Origin of the sequence: Parendozoicomonas callyspongiae, assembly GCF_023502345.1 — a bacterium.
GTDB lineage: Bacteria > Pseudomonadota > Gammaproteobacteria > Pseudomonadales > Endozoicomonadaceae > Sansalvadorimonas > Sansalvadorimonas callyspongiae.
The window spans coordinates 166,893-187,575 of the sequence record NZ_JAMFLX010000002.1 but is presented as its reverse complement, the minus strand read 5'-3'; the positions used below and the strand labels follow the sequence as shown (position 1 = coordinate 187,575).

Below are 20,683 nucleotides of genomic sequence, written 5' to 3'. Positions count from 1 at the left end.
GACTTAGTAAAAGGTCTTGCCTTCAGCGGCCATCTTGCGCAGGTTTTCAGTCGGTGCGTACAGCGGACCAAGGTCAGCATACTTGTCGCACAGATCCACAAAGTTCTGCAGTCCCATCTCTTCGATATAACGGATCGCACCACCCCGGAATGGAGGGAAGCCCACACCAAAGATCAGGCCCATATCGGCATCTGCCGGGGTCTCGACAATCTTGTCTTCCAGGCAGCGCACCACTTCCAGGCACATCGGAATCATCATCCGGGCAATAATATCGTCAGCTTCAAATTCCTTTTTCTCGCCACAAACAGGCGCGATCAGTTCATAAGTGCCTTCATCAACAACTTTCTTGGGCTTGCCACGCTTATCGGTTTCGTACTTGTAGAAGCCAATATTGTTCTTCTGGCCATAACGCTCGTTTTCGAACATCACATCCAGGGCACTCTTGAAGTCACGCTTCATACGGTCAGGGAAACCTTCAGCCATAACACCTTCTGCATGCACGCCGGTATCTATACCAACAACATCCATCAGGTAAGCCGGGCCCATTGGCCAGCCAAACCGTTCCATAACCTTATCGACCTGCTGGAAGTCAGCACCATCACGCAGCAGTGCCGCAAAGCCGCCGAAGTATGGGAACAGCACGCGGTTTACCAGGAATCCAGGGCAGTCATTGACAACCACCGGAGTCTTGCCCATCTGCTTGGCGTATTTCACGGTCGTAGCGATGGCCTTTTCACTGGACTTTTCACCACGGATCACTTCCACCAGCGGCATCATATGTACCGGGTTAAAGAAGTGCATACCGCAGAAATCTTCCGGACGCTCAAGAGCTTCTGCCAGTGTGGTGATGGAAATAGTAGAGGTGTTGGAAGTCAAAACAGTTCCAGGCTTCACCTGCTTCTCAACTTCTGCCAGCACCGCATGCTTGACCTTGACGTTCTCAACGACCGCTTCAACCACCACATCAACGGTTTCAAAATCACCGTAGGACAGGGTTGGCTTCACAGCGTTAAGTACATCACCCATCTTGGCGGCGTCCATACGCTTGCGATCGACCCGCTTGGTCAGCAGTTTCTTGGCTTCATTCAGGCCCAGGTCGATACCGGCCTGATTAATATCTTTCATAATAATGGGCGTGCCTTTCAGGGCTGACTGGTAGGCAATACCACCACCCATAATACCGGCACCCAGTACCGCCGCCTGCTCGACCTTGCCAGCTTTCTTCTCAAAGCCCTTGGCAGTCTTCTTAAGCGCCTGGTCATTAAGGAACAGACCAACCAGATTCTGGGCCACACTGGTTTTGGCCATCTTGGCAAAACCCTTGGCTTCGATACGGATCGCATCATCACGCTTCTTGCCAGCATGCTTCTGAATGGTCTTGATCGCAGTGACAGGTGCGGGATAGTGAGGCCCGGCCTTACCGGCGACAAAGCCGATAGCCGAGTTAAAGGCCATCATCTGTTCCATCATATTGAGCTTGATGGGGTTCAGTTTCTCGGCGCGCTTGGTCTTATAATCCAGCTCACCGCCTCCGGCACGCTTAATGACATCAATCGCCGCTTCAAACAGTTTCTCAGGTTCAACCACCGCGTCAACAGCACCTACTTTCAGCGCTGCATCTGGACGGTTCTCAGAACCCATACAGATCCATTCGATGGCATTATCACAGCCAACCACACGGCTTAAACGAACAGTACCGCCAAAACCGGGGAAGATACCCAGTTTTACCTCAGGCAGACCAACCTTGGCCTTGGTCGACATAATCCGGTAGTCAGCAGCCAGACACATCTCGAAACCACCACCCAGGGCAATTCCGTTAATAGCGACTGCAGTTGGAACATCAAGATCTTCGAATGCGCTGAAGATAGCATTGGTGGCAACAGTGCCTTCCACCAGCTCTTCTTCAGGCAAAGCAAACATCTCGGTAAATTCGGTAATATCAGCACCAACGATAAACACATCCTTGGAACTGGTGACCACTACTCCCTTCACAGCACTGTTGCCCTGCAGGGCTTCAGTGGCCTGTTTCAGCTCTTGAAGAGTGGCTCGGTTGAACTTGTTGACAGACTCCCCCTGCAGGTTGAAGTCGAGCTGAGCGATACCATCGTCCAAAGCCTTGACGGTGATGGCCTGGCCTTCATAGATCATCAACTTTCTCCACGCTATTTGGATACTGGGCCCGTTTATAAAACTCTGCCGTTGCAACCCTATGCTTTGGTTGCAGCGACAGATAACATTCTTGTTGTTCACCAGCATCAGCTCTTTTCAAAGCTGTAATCCCTGGATTTTTATTCTCTTATACCTGATCCAACTTATTTCATACGTTTGTTTGAATCAGGCAGCGACACCATCGGGCAAAAGCGCAACAAAGTCAAGCTAAATACGTACACAAGAACTGGGCGCGAAGGTATTTACACCTAACAAAAGCAATGGAAAGTATGATGCTTACTGTATGACTTCTTTTAATCACATCACCAGCAGAGACCAGTACCGAATCTTTCGAGGAACAGATCTCGTACTCCCTGTATATAGTTATTGAATGGTTAACAGGAGTGAGTATGCGCACCAAAGTCCAATTTGAAAGTCATGGCCACAACCTTGCGGGCTTGCTGGAAACACCTGACTCACAAGTTCGCAGTTATGCCCTGTTTGCCCACTGCTTTACCTGTGGCAAGGATATGGCTGCGGCTTCACGTATTGCCCGCGCCCTGACTCAACATGGTATTGCCGTTCTGAGATTTGACTTTACCGGTCTGGGCAACAGTGATGGCGATTTTGCCAACACCAACTTCTCATCGAATATACAAGACTTGCTGGCAGCGGCCGAATATCTACGCAGTAAATACCAGGCTCCCACTTTACTGATAGGTCATAGCCTTGGTGGCGCTGCCGTTCTTGGAGTGGCAGAGAAAGTTCCAGAAGCCAGAGCTGTTGTCACCATTGGTGCTCCACATCATGCTGAACATGTAGCCCATAACTTTACCACCTCCAGAAATGAGATTGAGCAGAAAGGTGAAGCGCAGGTTGACCTGGCTGGCAGAAAGTTTGTGATCAAGAAGCAATTTCTGGAGGATATTGAAAACCAGCAGCGAGATATTCGTAATATGAAGAAAGCACTTCTGGTCATGCACTCTCCAATTGATACCACTGTAGAAATTTCTGAAGCAGAAAAGATATATAAGGAAGCCCGGCACCCCAAGAGCTTTATCTGCCTGGACAGTGCTGATCACCTGCTGACCCGAAAGGAGGATGCCGAGTATGCGGCATCCCTGATTGCCAGCTGGGCCGAAAGATATATCAGCTAGCGGTAAAGCTGCTCCAACTCAGGCGTCAGAACATATTCACCATTGCTCGCCCTTTCAATAACAACCTTCCAGAGACCGCAGTACAGTTGATTTCCCCATATACATGGGGGAACGACTCACCTCTTTTCTTTATCAATCATGTAGGGATCAGCCCTGAAGGACGAAGAACTCGCGCAGCTTCAGATTCCAGATCCGCCAGCTCAACAAAACAAGAAAAATTATGTGCTAGGTCATACACTCTATAGCATTTTGTTTTAGACTGTCCCTGAGTTCACTCAAGTTGCACGGTGGAGGGAGCCGAGCAACCAGGTGGACTAACGGGAAAAAATAGTAACTAGCCCTAAGGAAACCAAAATGAGCCTCTACAAGCATATCCTTGTGGCCGTAGATCTGACCGACGAAGCAGATGTTGTGCTCGATAAGGCGCGTGAGATCGCCGAGGCCAATAGTGCAAAACTCACTCTTGTTCATGTTGTTGAACCCCTTAGCGTTGCCTATGGCAGCGATATTCCCCTTGACCTGACCACCCTGCAGGATGAAATCACCCAGCAGGCCCGTGATCGTATTCACCGCCTGGCTGAAAAGATCCATGTTGATAATGGTGAGCAGCATGTTGTGTATGGTCGCCCAGAGCGTGAAGTGCACAGGATTGTTGAAGAATCGGATGTCGATCTTGTTATTGTTGGAAGTCACGGTCGGCATGGCCTTGCACTGATTCTAGGATCAACCTCAACCAGCATTCTTCACGGTGCCACCTGTGATGTTCTTGCTGTCAGGGTTGGCAAACACAGCTAAAACTGACCAGGGCTAGCGGGCATGCTTAACAGGCGCAGGGCATGCCCATTCACCATTCTGGTTTACCTATTACATCCAGTACCTGAAGCTCATCGAATAATTATCTCAATCTCACTGTTCAGTCAGACTTGAACTGGCTTTTCCTTTTGCGCACGCCTTATTGAAAGAAACTGTTTAAAGGGTACCCATTCATATCCATTGGCAATTTCATTTCTACCGTAATTTGTAGAATAATCGCCGCTTTTTCAGAGCTGATGGCTGATTTCCGCACCCACTTCACAACTGCCTGTACTGTCAGCGGCATTTTTGCAACAACTGCTCTGTATACCGGAGAGATCACCCTAATCGACACAGTTCTGATCTGGGGAACTGGAACGTTTGGAGGACTGCTTCCGGATATTGATTCAGATAACTCAATCACTCTGACCATAACATCAACGTTGCTGGCCGCAATTATCGCCATTGGTCTCGGAGGCTATCTGGCCAGCAGGGTGCCTCTTGCGCACAACCTGGCTTTGATTACAGCTGTTTTATGGTTTTTCAGAGGCGCTGTTATTCCGTTCTTCGCCCGCATAACCGTACACAGGGGAAACTGGCACTCCCTGTCTGCAGCATTTCTGTTTGCATTCTGTATAACCAACTGCAGTTATCACTTCTTTGAAAAAACAGCCTCTTTCTCTTTCCTTCTTGGTCTGAATGGTGGGATCGGATTCATAACCCATTTATTTCTTGATGAAATATTTGCCATTAATCTTGCCAGCCTCAAATTGAAGAGATCATTTGGCACCGCTCTAAAGCTCTGGGATTTTTCAAGTCCCTGTCTATCAACACTTCTGCTGGCACTCTGTGCTGTTCAAATCTACTACCTGCCTGGTTTTCAGCCACTTGAATCGATTATCAGTAAGCTTCTCGAAACGACAAAAATGGGGCTTGGTTAGGGATCCAAAAATTCCCCAGGTTGATTGATATATTGACAGAAAGACTGAACTGGTCCTTTTTTAATAAAAACAACAGGAGAATAAATATGAAACCGGATCAGGAGAAATACCCTGCCTTATTACGACTGATACACTGGATTATGGCTGTGTGTATTATTGGCATGATTGCATCAGGCTGGTATATGGCTGGCCTGGACTCAGATGCTCCCGGCAAGTACGATCTCTACCCTTGGCATAAATCCTTTGGGGTTCTTTTACTGGGCTTAATTGTTATCCGAATTATCAGCCGCCTGCTCAGTGCTCTGCCAACCATGCAGGAAAGCATCCCCCTGCATGAACGTCGCCTGGCAAAGCTGGCCCATATCAGTCTCTATATTTTTATGGTTATGGTTCCATTAAGCGGTTTCATTATGTCTGATGCAGGAGGACACGATATTCTGTTCTTCAGTATTTTGCTGCCTGACCTTTTGGAAACAGATAAAGCTTTGAGCGGACTGGCCCACGATATTCATTACTATGCAGGCTATATTCTTCTGGCAGTAGTTGTACTCCACGTTCTGGGAGCACTTAAGCACCGTTTTATGGATAAGCCGGAAAATGATGTGCTCAATAAAATGCTGTGATTCAGTGTATTCATGGGTTTGATGTGATGTTGAAAAAGATTTTCCTGAATCAACATCACATCATTTTCATGAATCCTTACAGCATATCTTCCAACTCGGCCCAGCGATCCATCTTCTGTTCCAGAAGCTCATTCAGCTCTGTTAAGCGGGCAAGTTTGGTCTGAACTGTTTCCTGATCCTGCTGATAGAAACTGTTAGCACCTGTTTCTTCCTCAAGATCAGCCAGTTCCTGTTCCAGCTTTTCAATCTCACCCGGAAGAGCATCCAATTCGCGCTGCAGTTTGTAACTGAGTTTCTTCTTGGCAGCTGGTTTTGGAGTATCTTTGGAAGCTTCTACTTTAGGTTTGCTCTTGGCTTTATCAACCTTTCCGGCGTCGCCGCTTTCGGCCAGCTTATCTATGCTGCCGCCCTGACGCAGCCAGTCATCAAAACCTCCAACATACTCCCGTACCACACCATTTCCTTCGAACACTAGTGAGGAACCGACAACATTATCGAGGAAATCCCGGTCGTGGCTCACCAGAAGAACAGTGCCCTTGAAGTCCACCAGAATACTTTCCAGTAACTCCAATGTTTCTACATCAAGGTCGTTGGTTGGTTCGTCAAGCACCAGAATATTGGCAGGCTTACTGAATAGACGAGCCAGAAGCAGACGATTGCGCTCTCCTCCAGAAAGGGCTTTAACCGGAACACGGGTACGCTGGGGAGAAAACAGAAAATCTTCGAGATAACTGATAACATGGCGATCACGGCCATTAATGGAAATTTTCTCCCGGCCTTCAGCGACATTATCAATTACTGTTTTTTCCAGATCGAGCTGATCACGCATCTGGTCAAAGTAAGCCACTTCCAGTTTGGTACCCAGCTTAACCTTGCCATTCTGTGGAATCAGATCACCCAACAGGATTTTAAGAAGAGTAGATTTACCCACACCATTGGCACCGATCAGACCGACCTTGTCACCCCGCACCAGGGTGAAATCAAGCTCCTTCATCAGCAGGCCTTCTTTATAGCCATGGGTCAGGCCGGTCGCTTCAACCACCAGCTTGCCGGACTTATCAGCTGCTTCCAGTTTGAACTTGGCATTGCCCTGCAGATTACGCCGTTCAAGGCGCTCTGAACGCAGCGCTTTCAGCGCCCGAACCCGGCCTTCATTACGGGTCCGGCGAGCCTTGATTCCCTGACGTATCCACACTTCTTCCTGGGCCAGTTTTTTATCAAACTGGGCATTATGCTCCTGCTCGACTTCAAGAGCATGGGCTTTACGCTCCAGGTAAGTGTTGTAGTTACAGTCCCAGCTGGTCAGATGACCACGGTCCAGCTCCAGAATTCGGGTTGCAAGAGATTTCAGGAAAGCCCTGTCGTGGGTAATAAACAGCAGTGCACCACGGAAATCCTTAAGCTGCTTCTCCAGCCAGGCAATCGTGACAATATCCAGATGGTTGGTAGGCTCATCCAGCAGCAGAATATCCGGGTTACAAACCAGTGCCCTGGCCAGCTCCACCCTTCTACGCCAACCACCGGAGAGTTCTCCCATGGTTTTATCTGCCGGAAGCTGCAGCCGTTCCAGAGTTTGCTCAACTCTTTGCTGAAGTTTCCAGCCATCCTGAGCTTCAAGGGCATGCTGCACCTGTTCGAAACGCTTCATATCAGCATCGGTTTCGATGTTATGGGATAACGTATGCCACTCGGCCAGCAGTTTACCGACCAGATCCAGACCACTGGCAACGACATCATAAACCAGCTGATCATCCGCCAGAGGCAAATTCTGATTGAGCATGCCAACCCTTACGCCATCATCCTTGCGGATAACACCATCATCGGGTTGAATCTGGCCGGATGCCAACTTCATCAGGGTGGATTTTCCGGCACCATTACGCCCAATCAGACAGACCCGCTCTCCGGGCTCAATCTGAAAACTGGCATAGTCCAGCAATGGCTGGTCGCCATAAGCTACCGATACATCATCAAAACGTAACAGGGTCATCGCACTGAAATCTTGAGAAAAAACCAGACAAGCATACCGGTTTGTGGGATTCAGGCAAATATCTCGGATACGGATTTCTCTACCTGATTTAACTGAAATAACAAAGGCTTTGTTCAACCCTGACAGAAAGAGAAACGCCAGGGAAATAATTTCCCTGGCGTTTCAAAATATGCTCAAACTATTAGTTAGTGGCGAAGATTGCCGATAAAGCAGGCATTTACATCACGATCGTCGGTAAAGAACAGCATGGTCATTGCCTGATCGTAAAGAGATTCGTTCTCTTTGTTTACAACATCCATGGTCAGCAGCTTGAATGCTGCACTGTAGTAAACGTACTTGGCTTCATCAGTTGTCAGGAAGGCAGTTACGTTATCGCTACCGGTTCTTTCGATGTATTCAGCAAACAGCTTGTCCAGTTGCTTTCTTTCTGCGAAAGGAGCAGGAATAGACTTCAGGTTCCTGGCGCGGGAGTTGGCTTCCTCACCTTTGTAAGGCAGCTTGAGACGTTCGATGTTCTTACCGAAACCTGGGTCAGCCTGGCCGTAAAGAGTTCTGTCGACTTTCAGGAATGCCATCATGCCGCTGCACATCATGCATGGCTCGAGGGTGGTGTAGATGGTGGTCTTATCCAGATATCTGGTTTTGCCATCACCACGGCATTCACCGTTCAGGCAGTCCTGCATCAGGCGAACTTCTGCGTGCTGGGTCTTGTCATCACAGGCTCTGGTTGTGTTTCTCTGAACACCTACGATTTTGTTGGCTGCTTCATCATAAAGAACTGCACCGATGTTGTAGCCACGGTCTTTTCCAGTGTACTCCGACTGCCAGTCCTTGAGCACCATGGAGTATGAAAGCAACATCAGGATATTGTCTCTTTCATACTCAACAGTTGGAGCTGCTGCAAATAAATTTGTCGTAAATATGAGTGCCAGTAATGCGACAAACTTCCTCATATTCCTTCTTTCCTTAATTCTGAAAATATAAATCGACAGACCTGAAAAACGCAGAGATTTTTCCACACTGCTATCAACCAGACCTGTCACCCCCAAATCAATCTGAGTGTTTTGCTCCAATAAATCGGAATCTCCCTCTTACCAGAGCAATATGAAATTTTTAAAAGACACTGCGAGAGCCCTGTTAAGCTTTTCGCAAGCTGTTAAATGCTTTTAATCATTTCAACATATCAACGAGTCGACATGAGAAAAGTTAAATTAAATTAAATTAAATTAAATAATTCATACGACAATGTCAGATTGAAATTATTCTGTCATGAAGCGCATGTGAGTGATACAAGGCAAAAACACCTAGTTATTTCCACCTACAAGAAGAGAAGAGTTATTTATTAATAGATTGGTAAGTTTTTATTTCACTTAATGCTTTCATAGTAAAGATCAGGTAATTATTACTTCTTCAATTAAACTGAATTTATTATTTTCTTTAATTAACAAAAATAGAGCCAATCAAACTTTGATTGGTTTTTGTACAAATTGTGATGTTGGAAAAAATTTGATAATACGTATGGTAAGCTGTATTACTTTGATAAAGATAAACGGCTAGCCTTGTTGCATAGCAAGTTATTCCTTCAACAAAATCAGAGTAGAGCTTATGGCTAAGGAAACCACAGTCCGGGCACGCATCAGCGAAGAGCTTAAACAGGATGCCGAGGATATTTTGCGCCAGCTCGGGCTCAACACCTCACAGGCAATCAATCTTTTCTTTAGCCAGGTGGTCTTGCGTAAAGGCCTGCCTTTTGATGTCTGCCTGCCCGATGAGGAAACAAGGGATCATTACTGATCCCTTACCAGTCTTTCCAAATGCTTTCAGCCTTGAGAACGCTCACCCTATTGGAATACAGGCCCAAAATGGCTTTATCGATTTTATTCAACTTTGAATAGGCTTCCGAACCTTTAAGTAGCGGCACATCTAAATCTGCATTTCCTTTCAGGTATTGATACTTGAAAGACACAAAGGGAACCGCTGGTGCACAGATAATCTGTTTAAACCCTTTCCATATGGATGAGGCTTCCGCTTTCAGTTCACGAACCTCACGTTCTTGTGAGGTTGGTGGTACAAATGCCTCTTTTACTGTTCTGAATATTTTTCCGGCAATTTCCCTTGCACCGTCAACAGATATTACCTGTACAGTACGATTCTTCCACTGAGACATTTTTGCAGCCTTAATGGGAGTCTCAATATCCGTGACAGCCTGAACAAACATCTTTCCGTTAATTCTCATAGTTCTCTCCCTGCTAAACGATATTCATAATATTTATAACTATCAGCCTAATAAGGGATTGAGAAACCACCATGCGACATTAGTCGAAAATAATATAATTAATTTATTTTTCAATGAGTTATATAAACAAAATTATTCTACCAATATTTTTTCTAACAGGAATGTCAGCATTTTCAGCATAAAAAACTCCACCTTCAAGGAATTATTCCTCCGAACTTGCACCTAACAAGATAATTCCATCACAAATGTAATAACGAGGATTCTGGAATCATGTACACAATGCCGAACCAAACAGATAGAACAAGCACACCACAGCCTGTCGTTCAGAGTCACCATCATGGTGATTCACCCTCATGCCATATCTGTAAAAGCGATATGGATATACCAGACTACATAAATCCTGGATCAGATGATGTCATGGGAGGTATGACGGCTGATGGCCGCCATGTACGACTTTCCTGTGGTCATGCTTACTGCAAAGATTGCACAGAAGGCTTGCTTGGCCATGGGACTCATGATTGTCCAGTCTGCAGGCACCACATTAGTAAAAGAGAGCTTGAGAACATCAACCAAGGCCTCGGAACCAATTTCCAACCAAGAACAGCCCGTGATGTTATGAATGATGTTGTCAGCAATGACCGGAGAAATGGTCGCAATGATGAGATCTCACGGGAAAACCGTGATCTCTGGGGATGTGATGTTGTCCATACGGAAAATGAACGTAATCCAGGAAGAACACGGAGAGAGACTCCAGCTCTCCAAACTGCTTTCCTCGATGATCTTCTTGATGAGTTTGTATCACTTGGTCTTCTCAGCAACTCCTTCGCAACTTTTACAACAAGACCAGAACCAGCCACTTCCAGCGAACTTGAGGACTGGTTTGATGATATGATGGATGAATCAGATCTTGATTTCTCAGCACCTGAGCCTGAAGTGACGTATACAAGACGGGAGCCAGAGTATTGCTGTTTCTTCAATCAGCCTGAACCATTCTTCAGATCCTGGAATTTGAGCAATACCTTTGATCCCTGGGTTGAACTGGATGACTTTTTTACGGCTCCAATACCGGTTTACTCAGCTCCCTGCCGCAGCTTTCTATCACCATTTACAACGTTCTTTCCTTTCCAGACATCACTTTTTGTATTCTAAAAAAATCCCCTGCAGTTAACTGCAGGGGATTTATATTTTACCATCCAATAACTCAGTCAATTTTTTCAGGTATCAGCCTTGCTGAATAGCCGGTAAAAGTTGGCAGATGTTGCTTCGGCAAACTCATCTACAGCCACACCTTTAAGTTCTGCAAGAAAGCGCCCTACATCAGCAACATATTTAGGCTCATTAGACTTCCCTCTGTGTGGAACGGGCGCCAGATAGGGAGAATCCGTTTCTATCAGAATACGGTCCATCGGAACATAACGAGCCACTTCCCGCAGGGATTCTGCATTCCTGAAAGTAACAATTCCTGAAAAAGAGATATAAAAATCCAAATCCAGAGCGGCTTTGGCAAAATCCAGAGTTTCCGTAAAGCAATGAATCACGCCAGCACTGTCCCGATCAGCATGCTGTTCAAGCAGCTGTAATGTATCCTGCCCTGCATCACGAGTATGAATAATAACAGGCAGTTTTGTCTGGGATGCCGCCTGCAGATGGGTGATAAACCGTTCAGTCATCTGCTGTTTGCGATCCTGGGCATAATAGTAATCAAGTCCGGTCTCGCCTATCGCCACAACCTTTTCATGGGAAGAGAGTTTAATCAGCTCATCAACTGTGGTTTCACGGGCCTTATCTTCCAGCGGATGAACTCCAACTGAAGCCCAGACATTATCATGGGCCGCGGTTTCCAGAACAGAGGGAAAAGTTTCCATATCCACACTGACACTCAGCATGGAATCAACACCAGCTTCTCTGGCTGCAGCAATGGCTGCGGAAAGATCGCTACCATAGGGTTCCAGATCTATACGGTCCAGATGGCAATGGGAATCAACAAACATATAGTCACATCGTATTGGTCGGACGGTCCGACTGCAGAAGGCCACCAAGGTGAGCCTCAATTTTTACTCGAATGGAGCCATCCTGGTCAGTGAACTGGACACCAATACCCGGTTCACCGTTTCCCTGGGCTCCGGCAGGAGTCACCCAGACCACCCGTCCCGCGACAGGCAGAACACCCGGCTCATCCATAAGAGTCAACCGCAGAAAGACTTCATCTCCGATATCATATTTTTTCATGGAGGGGACAAACAATCCGCCTCCCTTAAGAAAAGGCATATAAGAGGAATAAAGAACGCCTTTGTCCTTGATAGTAACAGTGAGAATACTGCCCTTCGGCGACCCTCCAGCCATAGCAACTCCTCCGTGAGTTCCTTAACACTTAGATATTATTGTCGGCAACTTATACCGTAAGCGCGAGCCAGCGGTTCATAACCGTCTCCAGAAGCAGCTGACGACTGAGGTTAACCTGAGACAGGGTCAGCGAGCGCTGCTCCAGCAACCAGGCATAATACTCAAGCAGACGCTTCTCACCGGCCCTGTCAGCCACATAGCGGAACATCTTGGCCATATCCTGAGTCATCAGGCATTCAGGATCTTCTGTCGCCCGATATCGCACCATCTCCTGAAGCCACAGCGACAGCCACTCAAGCACAACAGTGATATCGAAACTGAGCCAGTCAAGGGCCACCTCGGCAGGTGTTACCTTGCCCCGGGTCAAGCCTGCCAGACTGGACTTCATGGTGTCCCGCTGCTCAAGAAAGTCTTCCTGATCGTACCTGAGAGCCGTCATCGGCTCACCGGCAGCCAGTTGCAGCAGAGTATCAGCCTGTTCGCTGTTACTGATACGTGAAGAGAGCCAGTCCAAAGCCTGGGCATAGTCAGGACGGGAGAACAGAACCTGCTGGCAGCGGCTGCGGATAGTCGGAAGCAGACCACTGACCTGCTGGCTGACCAGCATCAGCAGGGTATCCCGGCCAGGCTCTTCAAGGCATTTCAGCAAAGCGTTGGCAGAGCTGATATTCATGCTCTCTGCCGGACACAGGACAACCGCCCGAAAACCACCCTGCTGGGGTGTTTTCTCGGTAAACTCGATCATCTTGCGCACCTGATCCACCTTGATCTGCTTGCCGCGCTCTTCCGGCTCGATCAGCAGAAAGTCAGGGTGCGTACCTGCCATATTCAGCTGACAGCTGCGACATTGACCACAGGAGTGGCGATCAACGGGGCTCTGGCACAGCACGTATTGAGCGAAGGCAACGGCAAAATCCCGTTTACCAACACCAGTCTGACCTCGAAACAACAAAGCGTGGGGCAGCAGGTCATCCTGCAGCCGTTTAGCCAGTTGCTGCCAGTTTTCACCGTGCCATTGCGCAGGCTGAAGCAGCCGGGAATCAGTCATGGGCTATTCGTTCCTGAAGCGCATCCTTAATGGCTTCCTGCACCCACTCCAGCGCCTGGGAAGCATCCACTATGACAAACCTCTCAGGCTCACCGGCTGCGCGATTGAGATATCCCTGGCGAACTCTGACAAAGAAATCTTTCTCTTCCTGCTCAATACGGTCAAGCTCACCGCGCTTGCTGGCACGAGCCATACCGATATCGACGGAAAGATCCAGAAGCAGGGTCATATCAGGGCGCAGTTCCTGTTGCACAAGGGTTTCCAGGGTACAGAGAGCATTATGATCGAGCCCGCGACCAGCGCCCTGGTAAGCAAAGGATGCATCGGTAAAGCGGTCACAGAGAACCACCTTGCCAGCTTCCAGCGCCGGGCGGATCACCGCATTGATATGCTGAGCCCTGGCCGCAAACATCAGCAGCAGTTCAGTCATATCTGCAACTTTCTCATCTCCCGGTGTCAGCAGAAGATCCCGGATACGCTCTGCCAGAGGCGTGCCACCTGGCTCACGGGTACGGATATAATCCAGCCCCTGTTGCTGCAGCCAGCTCTCGATAAACTCAATATTGGTGGTTTTTCCAGCACCTTCCCCACCTTCAACGGTCAGAAAAAATCCCGGATAGCGATCCTGCTTCACCATAACCAGTCCTGTACTTAGTCCCGATCATCAGCAGCCAGTGGTGTGCTGCGATAATCTTCTCGACGATTCAATTGATACTTGCGCACAGCCCTGTTGTGCTGGGCAAGTGTATCGGAAAACACATGGGTTCCGTCACCTCGGGCGACAAAATAGAGCGAGCTGCCCGGTTTGGGGTTCAAAGCAGCATGAATGGCTTCTCTGCCAACCAGGGCAATAGGTGTTGGGGGCAAACCCCGAATGCGATAGGTGTTATAAGGCGTTCGCTCTCGAAGATCCCTGCGGCCAATCTTGCCCTGGTAGCGATCACCCATACCATAGATAACAGTTGGATCACTCTGAAGGCGCATCCCTTTCTGCAGACGTCGAACAAAGACACCGGCAATTTCCGGGCGCTCTTCTGCAACAGCCGTTTCACGCTCAAGAATGGAGGCCATAATCAAGGCTTCATAGGGTGTCTGATAAGGCAGGTTCTTCTGGCGCTTCTCCCATTCCTCCTTAAGCACCTCATTCAGCTGCTCATGGGCACGTTTCAGAATAGAGAGATCAGTATCACCTGCCTGATAGTAATAGGTATCTGAAAAGAACAGCCCTTCTGCTGTAGGGGCTTTCACTGTAAGAAGCGCCTTTAGCTCAGCATCTTCAAGAGCTTCAACCGAGGCTTTCAGGCGACGGCCTTTCATAAAGGAAAGATTTTCCTCTAACGTGCGGCCTTCAACCAGCGTAATTTCATGCTGGATAACATCACCAGAGGAAAGGTGATCAACCAAACCGATCAGAGTCGTACCGGCAGGGATAAGATATTCTCCCGCTTTCAAGCCGGTATCTTTTCCGGAGAGGCGGGCATAAACCTTAAACAGAAATGGCTGCTCAACCAGCCCCTGCTCTGCCAGCTCACGTGTCACCAGTGAGAAACTGGCGCCAGCAGGAACAACAAAAACAACACTCTCATTCTTTACAACGGGATGCTCCAGCCAGTTCTGCATATACAGCAGAACTCCACCCGCACTCACAATAATGAAAGTTAGCAGTAGAGAGAGATATTTCAGGTAGCGCTTAGCCATCAAGAGCCCCTGAATGAAAACAGTTATCCATAGCGAAAAGTGCCGAAACTTCCTTCAGCAGCAGTGTGGTTACAGGTCCTTTTTCCCAGTGTTTCTTATCACACCGAATCACCGGCCAGAGTCCAATAACGCTGTTGGTCAGAAACACCTCATCAGCCTGATGTAAATCCGCAAGAGTTAGAGGCCTGATTTCAATATTCTCTTTGATAGAAGATTCTTCCAGCAGCCACTGTCGCATCACGCCATCAACTCCACTGAGCGAAAGGTCTGGCGTTAATAGCCGCTTATCCCGAACAAGGAACAGATTGGTCATTGTACCTTCAATCAGGTTCTCAGTCAGATCAAAAACCAGACCTTCTGCAATCTCAGGGCTGTTCCACTCTGAACGTGCCAGCACTTGTTCCAGCCTGTTCATATGCTTCAAGCCAGCCAGTGATGGCGAGTGTCCAAGCCTGGTGCGACACAGAGTAACAGTCACCCCTTTTTCAGCCCAATCGGAGTCATAGGCAGGCAGAGCAAACCAGCGAAGAATAATTCGCCCACAAGCGCCGCTCGGGTTATAACCTCGCCCGCCACTGCCACGGGTCACCATAACTTTTAAAATGCCATCACCACGACCTGCAAGAAACCTTGCGACCTGCTGGCTCAACAGCTCTGAACAAAGAGGGATTTGCAGGCGGTCACAGGAATGCATCAACCTGCGATAGTGCAGCGCTTCCAGAGTAACAGCGCCCGCGACAATGCGAATGGTTTCAAATACACCATCGCCATACTGCAGCCCCCTGTCGGAGACTGTAACATTGTCAGCCGGAGAGCCATCAACCCAGCAATCTGGCTGGATATGGCCCGTGACTACTTCAGACATGATTAATCCAGTCGGGAAAACGCCAGTGTGGCATTTGTTCCACCAAAACCAAACGAATTGGACAACGCATGTCGTACCGGCATGGTTCTGGCGGTAAAGGGAACATAGTCCAGAGTGCAGCCTTCATCCGGGTTGTCCAGGTTAATTGTTGGAGCTACAACCTGTTCCCGAATCGACTGCACGGTAATGGCAGCCTCAAGGGCGCCTGCAGCACCAAGAAGATGGCCGGTCATGGACTTTGTGGAGCTGATAGCCAGCTGACTGGCATGGCTCCCAAATACTTTTTCAATGGCTTTTGACTCAGCCACATCTCCAGCCTGAGCTGAAGTACCGTGAGCATTGATGTAATCAATCTGATCAGGATTCAAACCGGCATCACGCAACGCACCTTCCATAGCCTGGACAGCACCATGGCCATCATCAGGGGGAGAAGTCACATGGTGAGCATCACCACTCATGGCAAAGCCTGTGACTTCCGCCAGAATATCAGCCCCACGGGCAACAGCATGATCTAGGGATTCCAGCACCAGGGCACCGGCCCCATCTGACAGCACAAAGCCGTCACGATCCCGATCCCAGGGGCGACTGGCGGCCTGCGGATCATCATTACGGGTAGACAGCGCACGGGCAGCAGAAAAACCGGCAATACCCAGCCGGGCCGAACCTTTTTCCGAACCGCCGGCGATCATAACGTCAGCATCACCGTAGGCAATCGTACGGGCCGCCATACCAATACAATGGGTACCGGTAGTGCAGGCCGTAGCCAAGGCGAAATTGGGGCCACGCAGGTTGTACTTCATCGACAGCCAGCCCGCCACCATATTGGTAATCGCAGCTGGTACGAAAAACGGGGAAACACGGCGCAGACCTTTTTCAAACAGAGTCTCTGCCGTTTCTTCAATCAGGGTGATACCTCCGATACCGGAACCAAAGGCCACACCGGCTCTCGGACTCAGGGCATCAGTAATATCCAGCCCGGACTGCTTGATTGCTTCAATAGCTGCAGCAAGACCATACTGCAGGAACAGATCCATTTTTCGTGCATCTTTGGCAGAGAACCAGTCTCCAACCTCAAAGTCACGCACAGCGCCACAGATTTTGACCGTATAGGCCTCTGTGTCAAAGTGTTCAATAGGGCCGATACCGCTTCGACCTTCCAGAAGGCTTTGCCAGGTGGGCATAAAGCCAGACGCCAAAGGCGTAATTGCCCCCACTCCGGTAACAACTACACGTCTTCGAGACATCTCTTTCTCCTGCATATCCTGTTGCAGTCAACCGCATCTCTTGGTTTTAACCGGTACAAACCTGTTCCGGTAAACAGCTCATGGTAAAGCACTATCCAAACAGAACAACATGACCATTTGAATAACAGATAAAGAAAAGCCGCACATAACAGAGTTAGTGCGGCTTTCTCAGAAATTCTTATGAATTACTGATGTGCAACGACGTAGTCGATCGCTTCCTGCACAGTAGTAATCTTTTCTGCTTCCTCATCGGGAATCTCGGTTTCAAACTCTTCTTCCAGAGCCATCACAAGTTCTACCGTGTCGAGAGAATCGGCACCGAGATCTTCAACGAAGGAAGACTCATTGCTAACTTCCTCTTCTTTCACGCCAAGCTGTTCGCAAACAATCTTCTTGACGCGTTCTTCAATAGTACTCATGCCTTGTTATGCTCCTGTAGTTCCATGCAGCTAAACTGCGAAGGCCTAGTGTATATAAACGCTTGAACGAATTTCAAGCAAATAAGTAACCGTAGCGGTAGTCACTCGGTTTACCCGGACAATTATAGTGTGCCGGGATCAACCCATGTACATACCACCATTCACATGCAGGGTCTCTCCGGTGACATAGGCACCTTCATCCCCTGCAAGAAAAGCGACAACGCCCGCAATCTCTTCGGGCTGACCGAGACGACCCAGCGGAACCTGATCCAGCAGGTTCTGGCGGTGCTCATCAGGGAGCCCCTTGGTCATATCGGTATCAATAAATCCTGGCGCCACTGCATTCACAGTGATACCACGACTGCCAAGTTCACGGGCCAGAGAACGGGTGAACCCTTCCAGACCAGCTTTGGCAGCAGCGTAGTTGGACTGCCCGGCGTTACCCATGGAGCCTACTACAGAACTGATGTTAATAATACGGCCCCAGCGTGCTTTCGTCATCGCCCGCATGGCAGCCTTGCTCATGCGGAAGATAGAGGTCAGATTGGTGTTAATAACACCTTCCCACTCTTCATCTTTCATCCGCATAAGGATGTTGTCTTTGGTGATTCCGGCATTATTCACCAGAATCAGCGGGGCGCCAAATTTTTCGGCTACATCCTTGAGGACACGGCTGACAGAATCAGCATCAGTCACATCAAGCTGCATACCCGCACCAGCAATACCGTGTTCAGCCAGAACTCCGGAAATCGCTTCAGCGCCCTTTTCAGACGTTGCAGTACCGATCACAGTGGCTCCTGCAGCACCCAGACGCAAGGCAATTGCCTGGCCAATGCCACGACTGGCACCAGTGACCAGCGCGACCTTACCGGCCAATCCGGCAATTTCCTGTTGCATACCCATCATCCTCTCCAGTTCAGGATATATTCCCTAAGAGCAGCCCTGAAAGCTGCCCTTATACATAACCTTTAAGCGGCGGGATAAACCGACAGATCTTCCATTCCTGCAACAGGAACAGAACGCTCAATTCGTTTGCCCAGACCAGCAAGCACTTTGCCTGGTCCACACTCTTTCATTTCAGTGACACCTTCAGCCACCATAAAGCGCACAGATTCAACCCAGCGTACAGGCATATAAAGCTGGCTGACCAGGTTGGCACGGATAGTATCACCATCCTGGGTAGTTGCTGCTGACACATTATGGACAACAGGAATCACCGGTGCAGAAATCTCGATAGAGGCCAGGTCAGCTTCCAGTCGCTCCGCTGCAGGCTTCATCAGAGCACAGTGAGAAGGTACGCTCACAGGCAGCGGCATAACCTTACGTGCACCAGCCGCAGCAAAGGCTTCCTGTGATGCTTTCACGGACGCGGCAGAACCGGCAATAACAACCTGACCCGGTGCATTAAAGTTCACCGCAGACAGCACTTCACCTTCAAGGCAGGCTTTGGCGCAAATCTCAATAACCTTGTCATCATCAAGGCCGATAACAGCAGCCATGCCACCCTCACCCTGGGGTACAGCCTGCTGCATATAAAGACCACGACTGCGAACCAGGCGCAGGGCATCAGCGTATGACAGAACACCCGCTGCAACCAGGGCAGAATACTCACCCAGACTGTGACCTGCTACATACTGCGGGGTCTCACCACCACGGGCCTGCCACAGACGCCAGAGAGCCACACCGGATGCCAGCAAGGCTGGCTGTGTGTTTTCAGTGGAGTTCAGCGCTTCGGCCGGACCATTAAGAATCATCTCCTGCAGATCAAAGCCCAGTACATCACTGGCTTCCACAAGAGTGTCATTAACAACAGTTTCCTGGCCGGCAAGTGCGGCCAGCATACCTACTTTCTGGGATCCCTGCCCGGGAAAGATAAACGCGGTACTGGAAGTCATCGACTCTGCAATATCCTGTTACTGAATGGCCCTATTATAGGGAAACGAAAGACTCTGTCGGTAAAAATATGTTGCACGGACATTGCCGTACGGTAACAAGAAAAGAGTTGTTCTGCGGCAAACATGCAGCGATTGAGCACAAAAAGCCAACGATGACTAAAAGCGCAGCAAAATACGCAATATCAAACACAAACCAACAATACCATTTACTGACAGTTCTCAAACAGCCATAAGCGGAGAATACTTTTTCCATCCGATGAAAATGGTTAAAGCATACTCTCCAGGCGATCGTTAATCCGATGCACGGCATTTTGTTCAACCGCCCTGACCGCCTGGTTTATCGCTGCCAGGAACTGTTGCTCATCAGCACTGCCATGGCTTTTTACAACCACGCCCTGCAAACCAAGCAGTGTCGCCCCGTTAAAGCGACCCGGATCAAGACTTTCAACAAAACGTCGCAGAAGCGGACGTGCAACCCAGGCAAGCATTCGATGCCAAAGGTTCAACTTTAGATCACCCTGCAGCTGCTTACCCTGCAACTGTCGCATAACATAGCGGGCAGCACCCTCACTGGATTTCAACGCGACATTGCCAGGAAACCCATCGCAAACCACGACATCGACAGCGCAGGAGAAAAGATCGTCGCCTTCTACAAAACCAAAGTAGTTTAATTCATCATTGTCGCCGAGCAACTGCTGGGCCAGGCGAACTTTTTCACTTCCCTTCGCCTCTTCCTCACCAACATTCAGCAGACCAACCCGGGGACAGGAAACCTCATAGACTTCACTCATCATCAATGAACCCAGAACGGCAAACTGGTGCAACTGCTCAGCTGAACAGTCAATATTGGCGCCAAGATCAAGAAGAAGTGTCTGGCCGGAAGCCGAAGGAACCGGACCAACAAGAGCAGGTCGATCAATACCGGGAAGGGTTTTCAGGAGATGACGCCCCATAGCCATGAGCGCCCCGGTATTACCGGCACTGACACAGGCCTGTGACATACCCATGGCCACCTGCTCAACAGCCCGCCACATAGACGAATCCTGCTTCCGACGCAGCGCCTGGGAAGGCCGGTCATCCATTGTGACCACCTGCTCAGCCTGAATTATGGTTATCCGATCCGTTTCCGCTGCACCAAGAACTTCACGAATAAGATGCGCCTCCCCCACAAGAATGAGATGAAGGCCGGGATGTAACTTAAGCGTTTCCTGCGCAGCCCGGATACGAGAATGGGGACCGCAGTCCCCACTCATAATATCCAGCGCTATGGTCTTTCTCTGACTCAAA

At 49.0% G+C, this 20,683-nt stretch carries 21 protein-coding genes; 6 read left to right on the top strand and 15 right to left on the bottom strand.

Features of this window, described 5'->3' with window-relative positions; translation table 11 throughout:
* Positions 1-3 precede the first annotated feature (3 nt).
* Complete coding sequence (fadB, locus tag M3P05_RS02265; protein WP_249697605.1) at positions 4-2,148, bottom strand: fatty acid oxidation complex subunit alpha FadB; 2,145 nt, start codon at positions 2,146-2,148, stop codon at positions 4-6.
* A 410-nt stretch (positions 2,149-2,558) separates the two neighbouring features.
* On the opposite strand from fadB, the gene M3P05_RS02260 reads away from it, so the two are divergent.
* The 4 genes from M3P05_RS02260 (at position 2,559) to M3P05_RS02245 (ending at position 5,661) form a co-directional block, all read left to right on the top strand.
* Positions 2,559-3,305 (top strand): alpha/beta hydrolase family protein, encoded by a 747-nt coding sequence (locus M3P05_RS02260; protein WP_249697604.1) that lies wholly within the window; start codon positions 2,559-2,561, stop codon positions 3,303-3,305.
* A 354-nt stretch (positions 3,306-3,659) separates the two neighbouring features.
* Positions 3,660-4,100, top strand: coding sequence for a universal stress protein (locus tag M3P05_RS02255; protein WP_249697603.1), 441 nt, complete (start codon positions 3,660-3,662; stop codon positions 4,098-4,100).
* Between the two features lie 254 nt (positions 4,101-4,354).
* A complete protein-coding gene (locus M3P05_RS02250) occupies positions 4,355-5,038 on the top strand; it encodes a metal-dependent hydrolase (protein WP_249697602.1) in 684 nt (227 codons plus the stop codon).
* 86 nt (positions 5,039-5,124) lie between these two features.
* A complete protein-coding gene (locus M3P05_RS02245; RefSeq protein WP_249697601.1) occupies positions 5,125-5,661 on the top strand; it encodes a cytochrome b in 537 nt (178 codons plus the stop codon).
* Positions 5,662-5,737: 76 nt separating this feature from the next.
* On the opposite strand, the gene M3P05_RS02240 is transcribed toward M3P05_RS02245, so the two are convergent.
* A complete protein-coding gene (locus tag M3P05_RS02240) occupies positions 5,738-7,648 on the bottom strand; it encodes an ATP-binding cassette domain-containing protein (protein ID WP_249697600.1) in 1,911 nt (636 codons plus the stop codon).
* A 185-nt stretch (positions 7,649-7,833) separates the two neighbouring features.
* Positions 7,834-8,721 (bottom strand): nucleoside deaminase, encoded by an 888-nt coding sequence (locus M3P05_RS02235; RefSeq protein ID WP_249697599.1) that lies wholly within the window; start codon positions 8,719-8,721, stop codon positions 7,834-7,836.
* Between the two features lie 532 nt (positions 8,722-9,253).
* On the opposite strand from M3P05_RS02235, the gene M3P05_RS02230 reads away from it, so the two are divergent.
* Positions 9,254-9,442 (top strand): type II toxin-antitoxin system RelB/DinJ family antitoxin, encoded by a 189-nt coding sequence (locus M3P05_RS02230; RefSeq protein ID WP_249697598.1) that lies wholly within the window; start codon positions 9,254-9,256, stop codon positions 9,440-9,442.
* 4 nt (positions 9,443-9,446) lie between these two features.
* Here the strand turns inward: M3P05_RS02230 and M3P05_RS02225 are convergent, their stop codons facing one another.
* Positions 9,447-9,884 (bottom strand): hypothetical protein, encoded by a 438-nt coding sequence (locus M3P05_RS02225; protein ID WP_249697597.1) that lies wholly within the window; start codon positions 9,882-9,884, stop codon positions 9,447-9,449.
* A gap of 279 nt (positions 9,885-10,163) precedes the next feature.
* Between M3P05_RS02225 and M3P05_RS02220 the strand changes: the two genes are divergently transcribed.
* Positions 10,164-11,033, top strand: coding sequence for an RING finger protein (locus M3P05_RS02220; protein WP_249697596.1), 870 nt, complete (start codon positions 10,164-10,166; stop codon positions 11,031-11,033).
* Positions 11,034-11,098: 65 nt separating this feature from the next.
* Here the strand turns inward: M3P05_RS02220 and M3P05_RS02215 are convergent, their stop codons facing one another.
* From M3P05_RS02215 to plsX, 11 genes are all read right to left on the bottom strand, one after another.
* Positions 11,099-11,875 (bottom strand): TatD family hydrolase, encoded by a 777-nt coding sequence (locus M3P05_RS02215; RefSeq protein ID WP_249697595.1) that lies wholly within the window; start codon positions 11,873-11,875, stop codon positions 11,099-11,101.
* Positions 11,876-11,879: 4 nt separating this feature from the next.
* The gene (locus M3P05_RS02210; RefSeq protein ID WP_249697594.1) at positions 11,880-12,227 is read right to left on the bottom strand and encodes a PilZ domain-containing protein; all 348 of its coding nucleotides are present in this window, start codon (positions 12,225-12,227) and stop codon (positions 11,880-11,882) included.
* A gap of 49 nt (positions 12,228-12,276) precedes the next feature.
* On the bottom strand, positions 12,277-13,275 hold the full coding sequence (locus M3P05_RS02205) for a DNA polymerase III subunit delta' (RefSeq protein WP_249697593.1): 999 nt from the start codon (positions 13,273-13,275) through the stop codon (positions 12,277-12,279).
* On the bottom strand, positions 13,268-13,912 hold the full coding sequence (gene tmk / locus M3P05_RS02200; protein ID WP_249697592.1) for a dTMP kinase: 645 nt from the start codon (positions 13,910-13,912) through the stop codon (positions 13,268-13,270). Before tmk ends, M3P05_RS02205 begins: the two co-directional genes overlap by 8 nt.
* A 14-nt stretch (positions 13,913-13,926) precedes the next feature.
* On the bottom strand, positions 13,927-14,973 hold the full coding sequence (gene mltG, locus M3P05_RS02195; protein WP_249697591.1) for an endolytic transglycosylase MltG: 1,047 nt from the start codon (positions 14,971-14,973) through the stop codon (positions 13,927-13,929).
* Complete coding sequence (pabC, locus tag M3P05_RS02190; protein ID WP_249697590.1) at positions 14,966-15,838, bottom strand: aminodeoxychorismate lyase; 873 nt, start codon at positions 15,836-15,838, stop codon at positions 14,966-14,968. The genes mltG and pabC overlap by 8 nt, the downstream gene beginning before the upstream one ends.
* Before the next feature lie 2 nt (positions 15,839-15,840).
* Positions 15,841-17,082 (bottom strand): beta-ketoacyl-ACP synthase II, encoded by a 1,242-nt coding sequence (gene fabF / locus M3P05_RS02185; RefSeq protein ID WP_249697589.1) that lies wholly within the window; start codon positions 17,080-17,082, stop codon positions 15,841-15,843.
* Positions 17,083-17,267: 185 nt separating this feature from the next.
* Entirely contained in the window at positions 17,268-17,501 is a 234-nt protein-coding gene (gene acpP / locus M3P05_RS02180) for an acyl carrier protein (protein WP_087111464.1), read from the bottom strand.
* 138 nt (positions 17,502-17,639) lie between these two features.
* Positions 17,640-18,398 (bottom strand): 3-oxoacyl-ACP reductase FabG, encoded by a 759-nt coding sequence (gene fabG, locus M3P05_RS02175; RefSeq protein ID WP_249697588.1) that lies wholly within the window; start codon positions 18,396-18,398, stop codon positions 17,640-17,642.
* Positions 18,399-18,469: 71 nt separating this feature from the next.
* Positions 18,470-19,396 carry an ACP S-malonyltransferase gene (fabD, locus tag M3P05_RS02170; RefSeq protein WP_249697587.1) on the bottom strand — a complete coding sequence of 309 codons (927 nt, stop codon included), beginning with the start codon at positions 19,394-19,396 and terminating at the stop codon, positions 18,470-18,472.
* Positions 19,397-19,662: 266 nt separating this feature from the next.
* A complete protein-coding gene (plsX, locus tag M3P05_RS02165; protein WP_249697586.1) occupies positions 19,663-20,682 on the bottom strand; it encodes a phosphate acyltransferase PlsX in 1,020 nt (339 codons plus the stop codon).
* Between the last annotated feature and the right edge of the window lies 1 nt (position 20,683).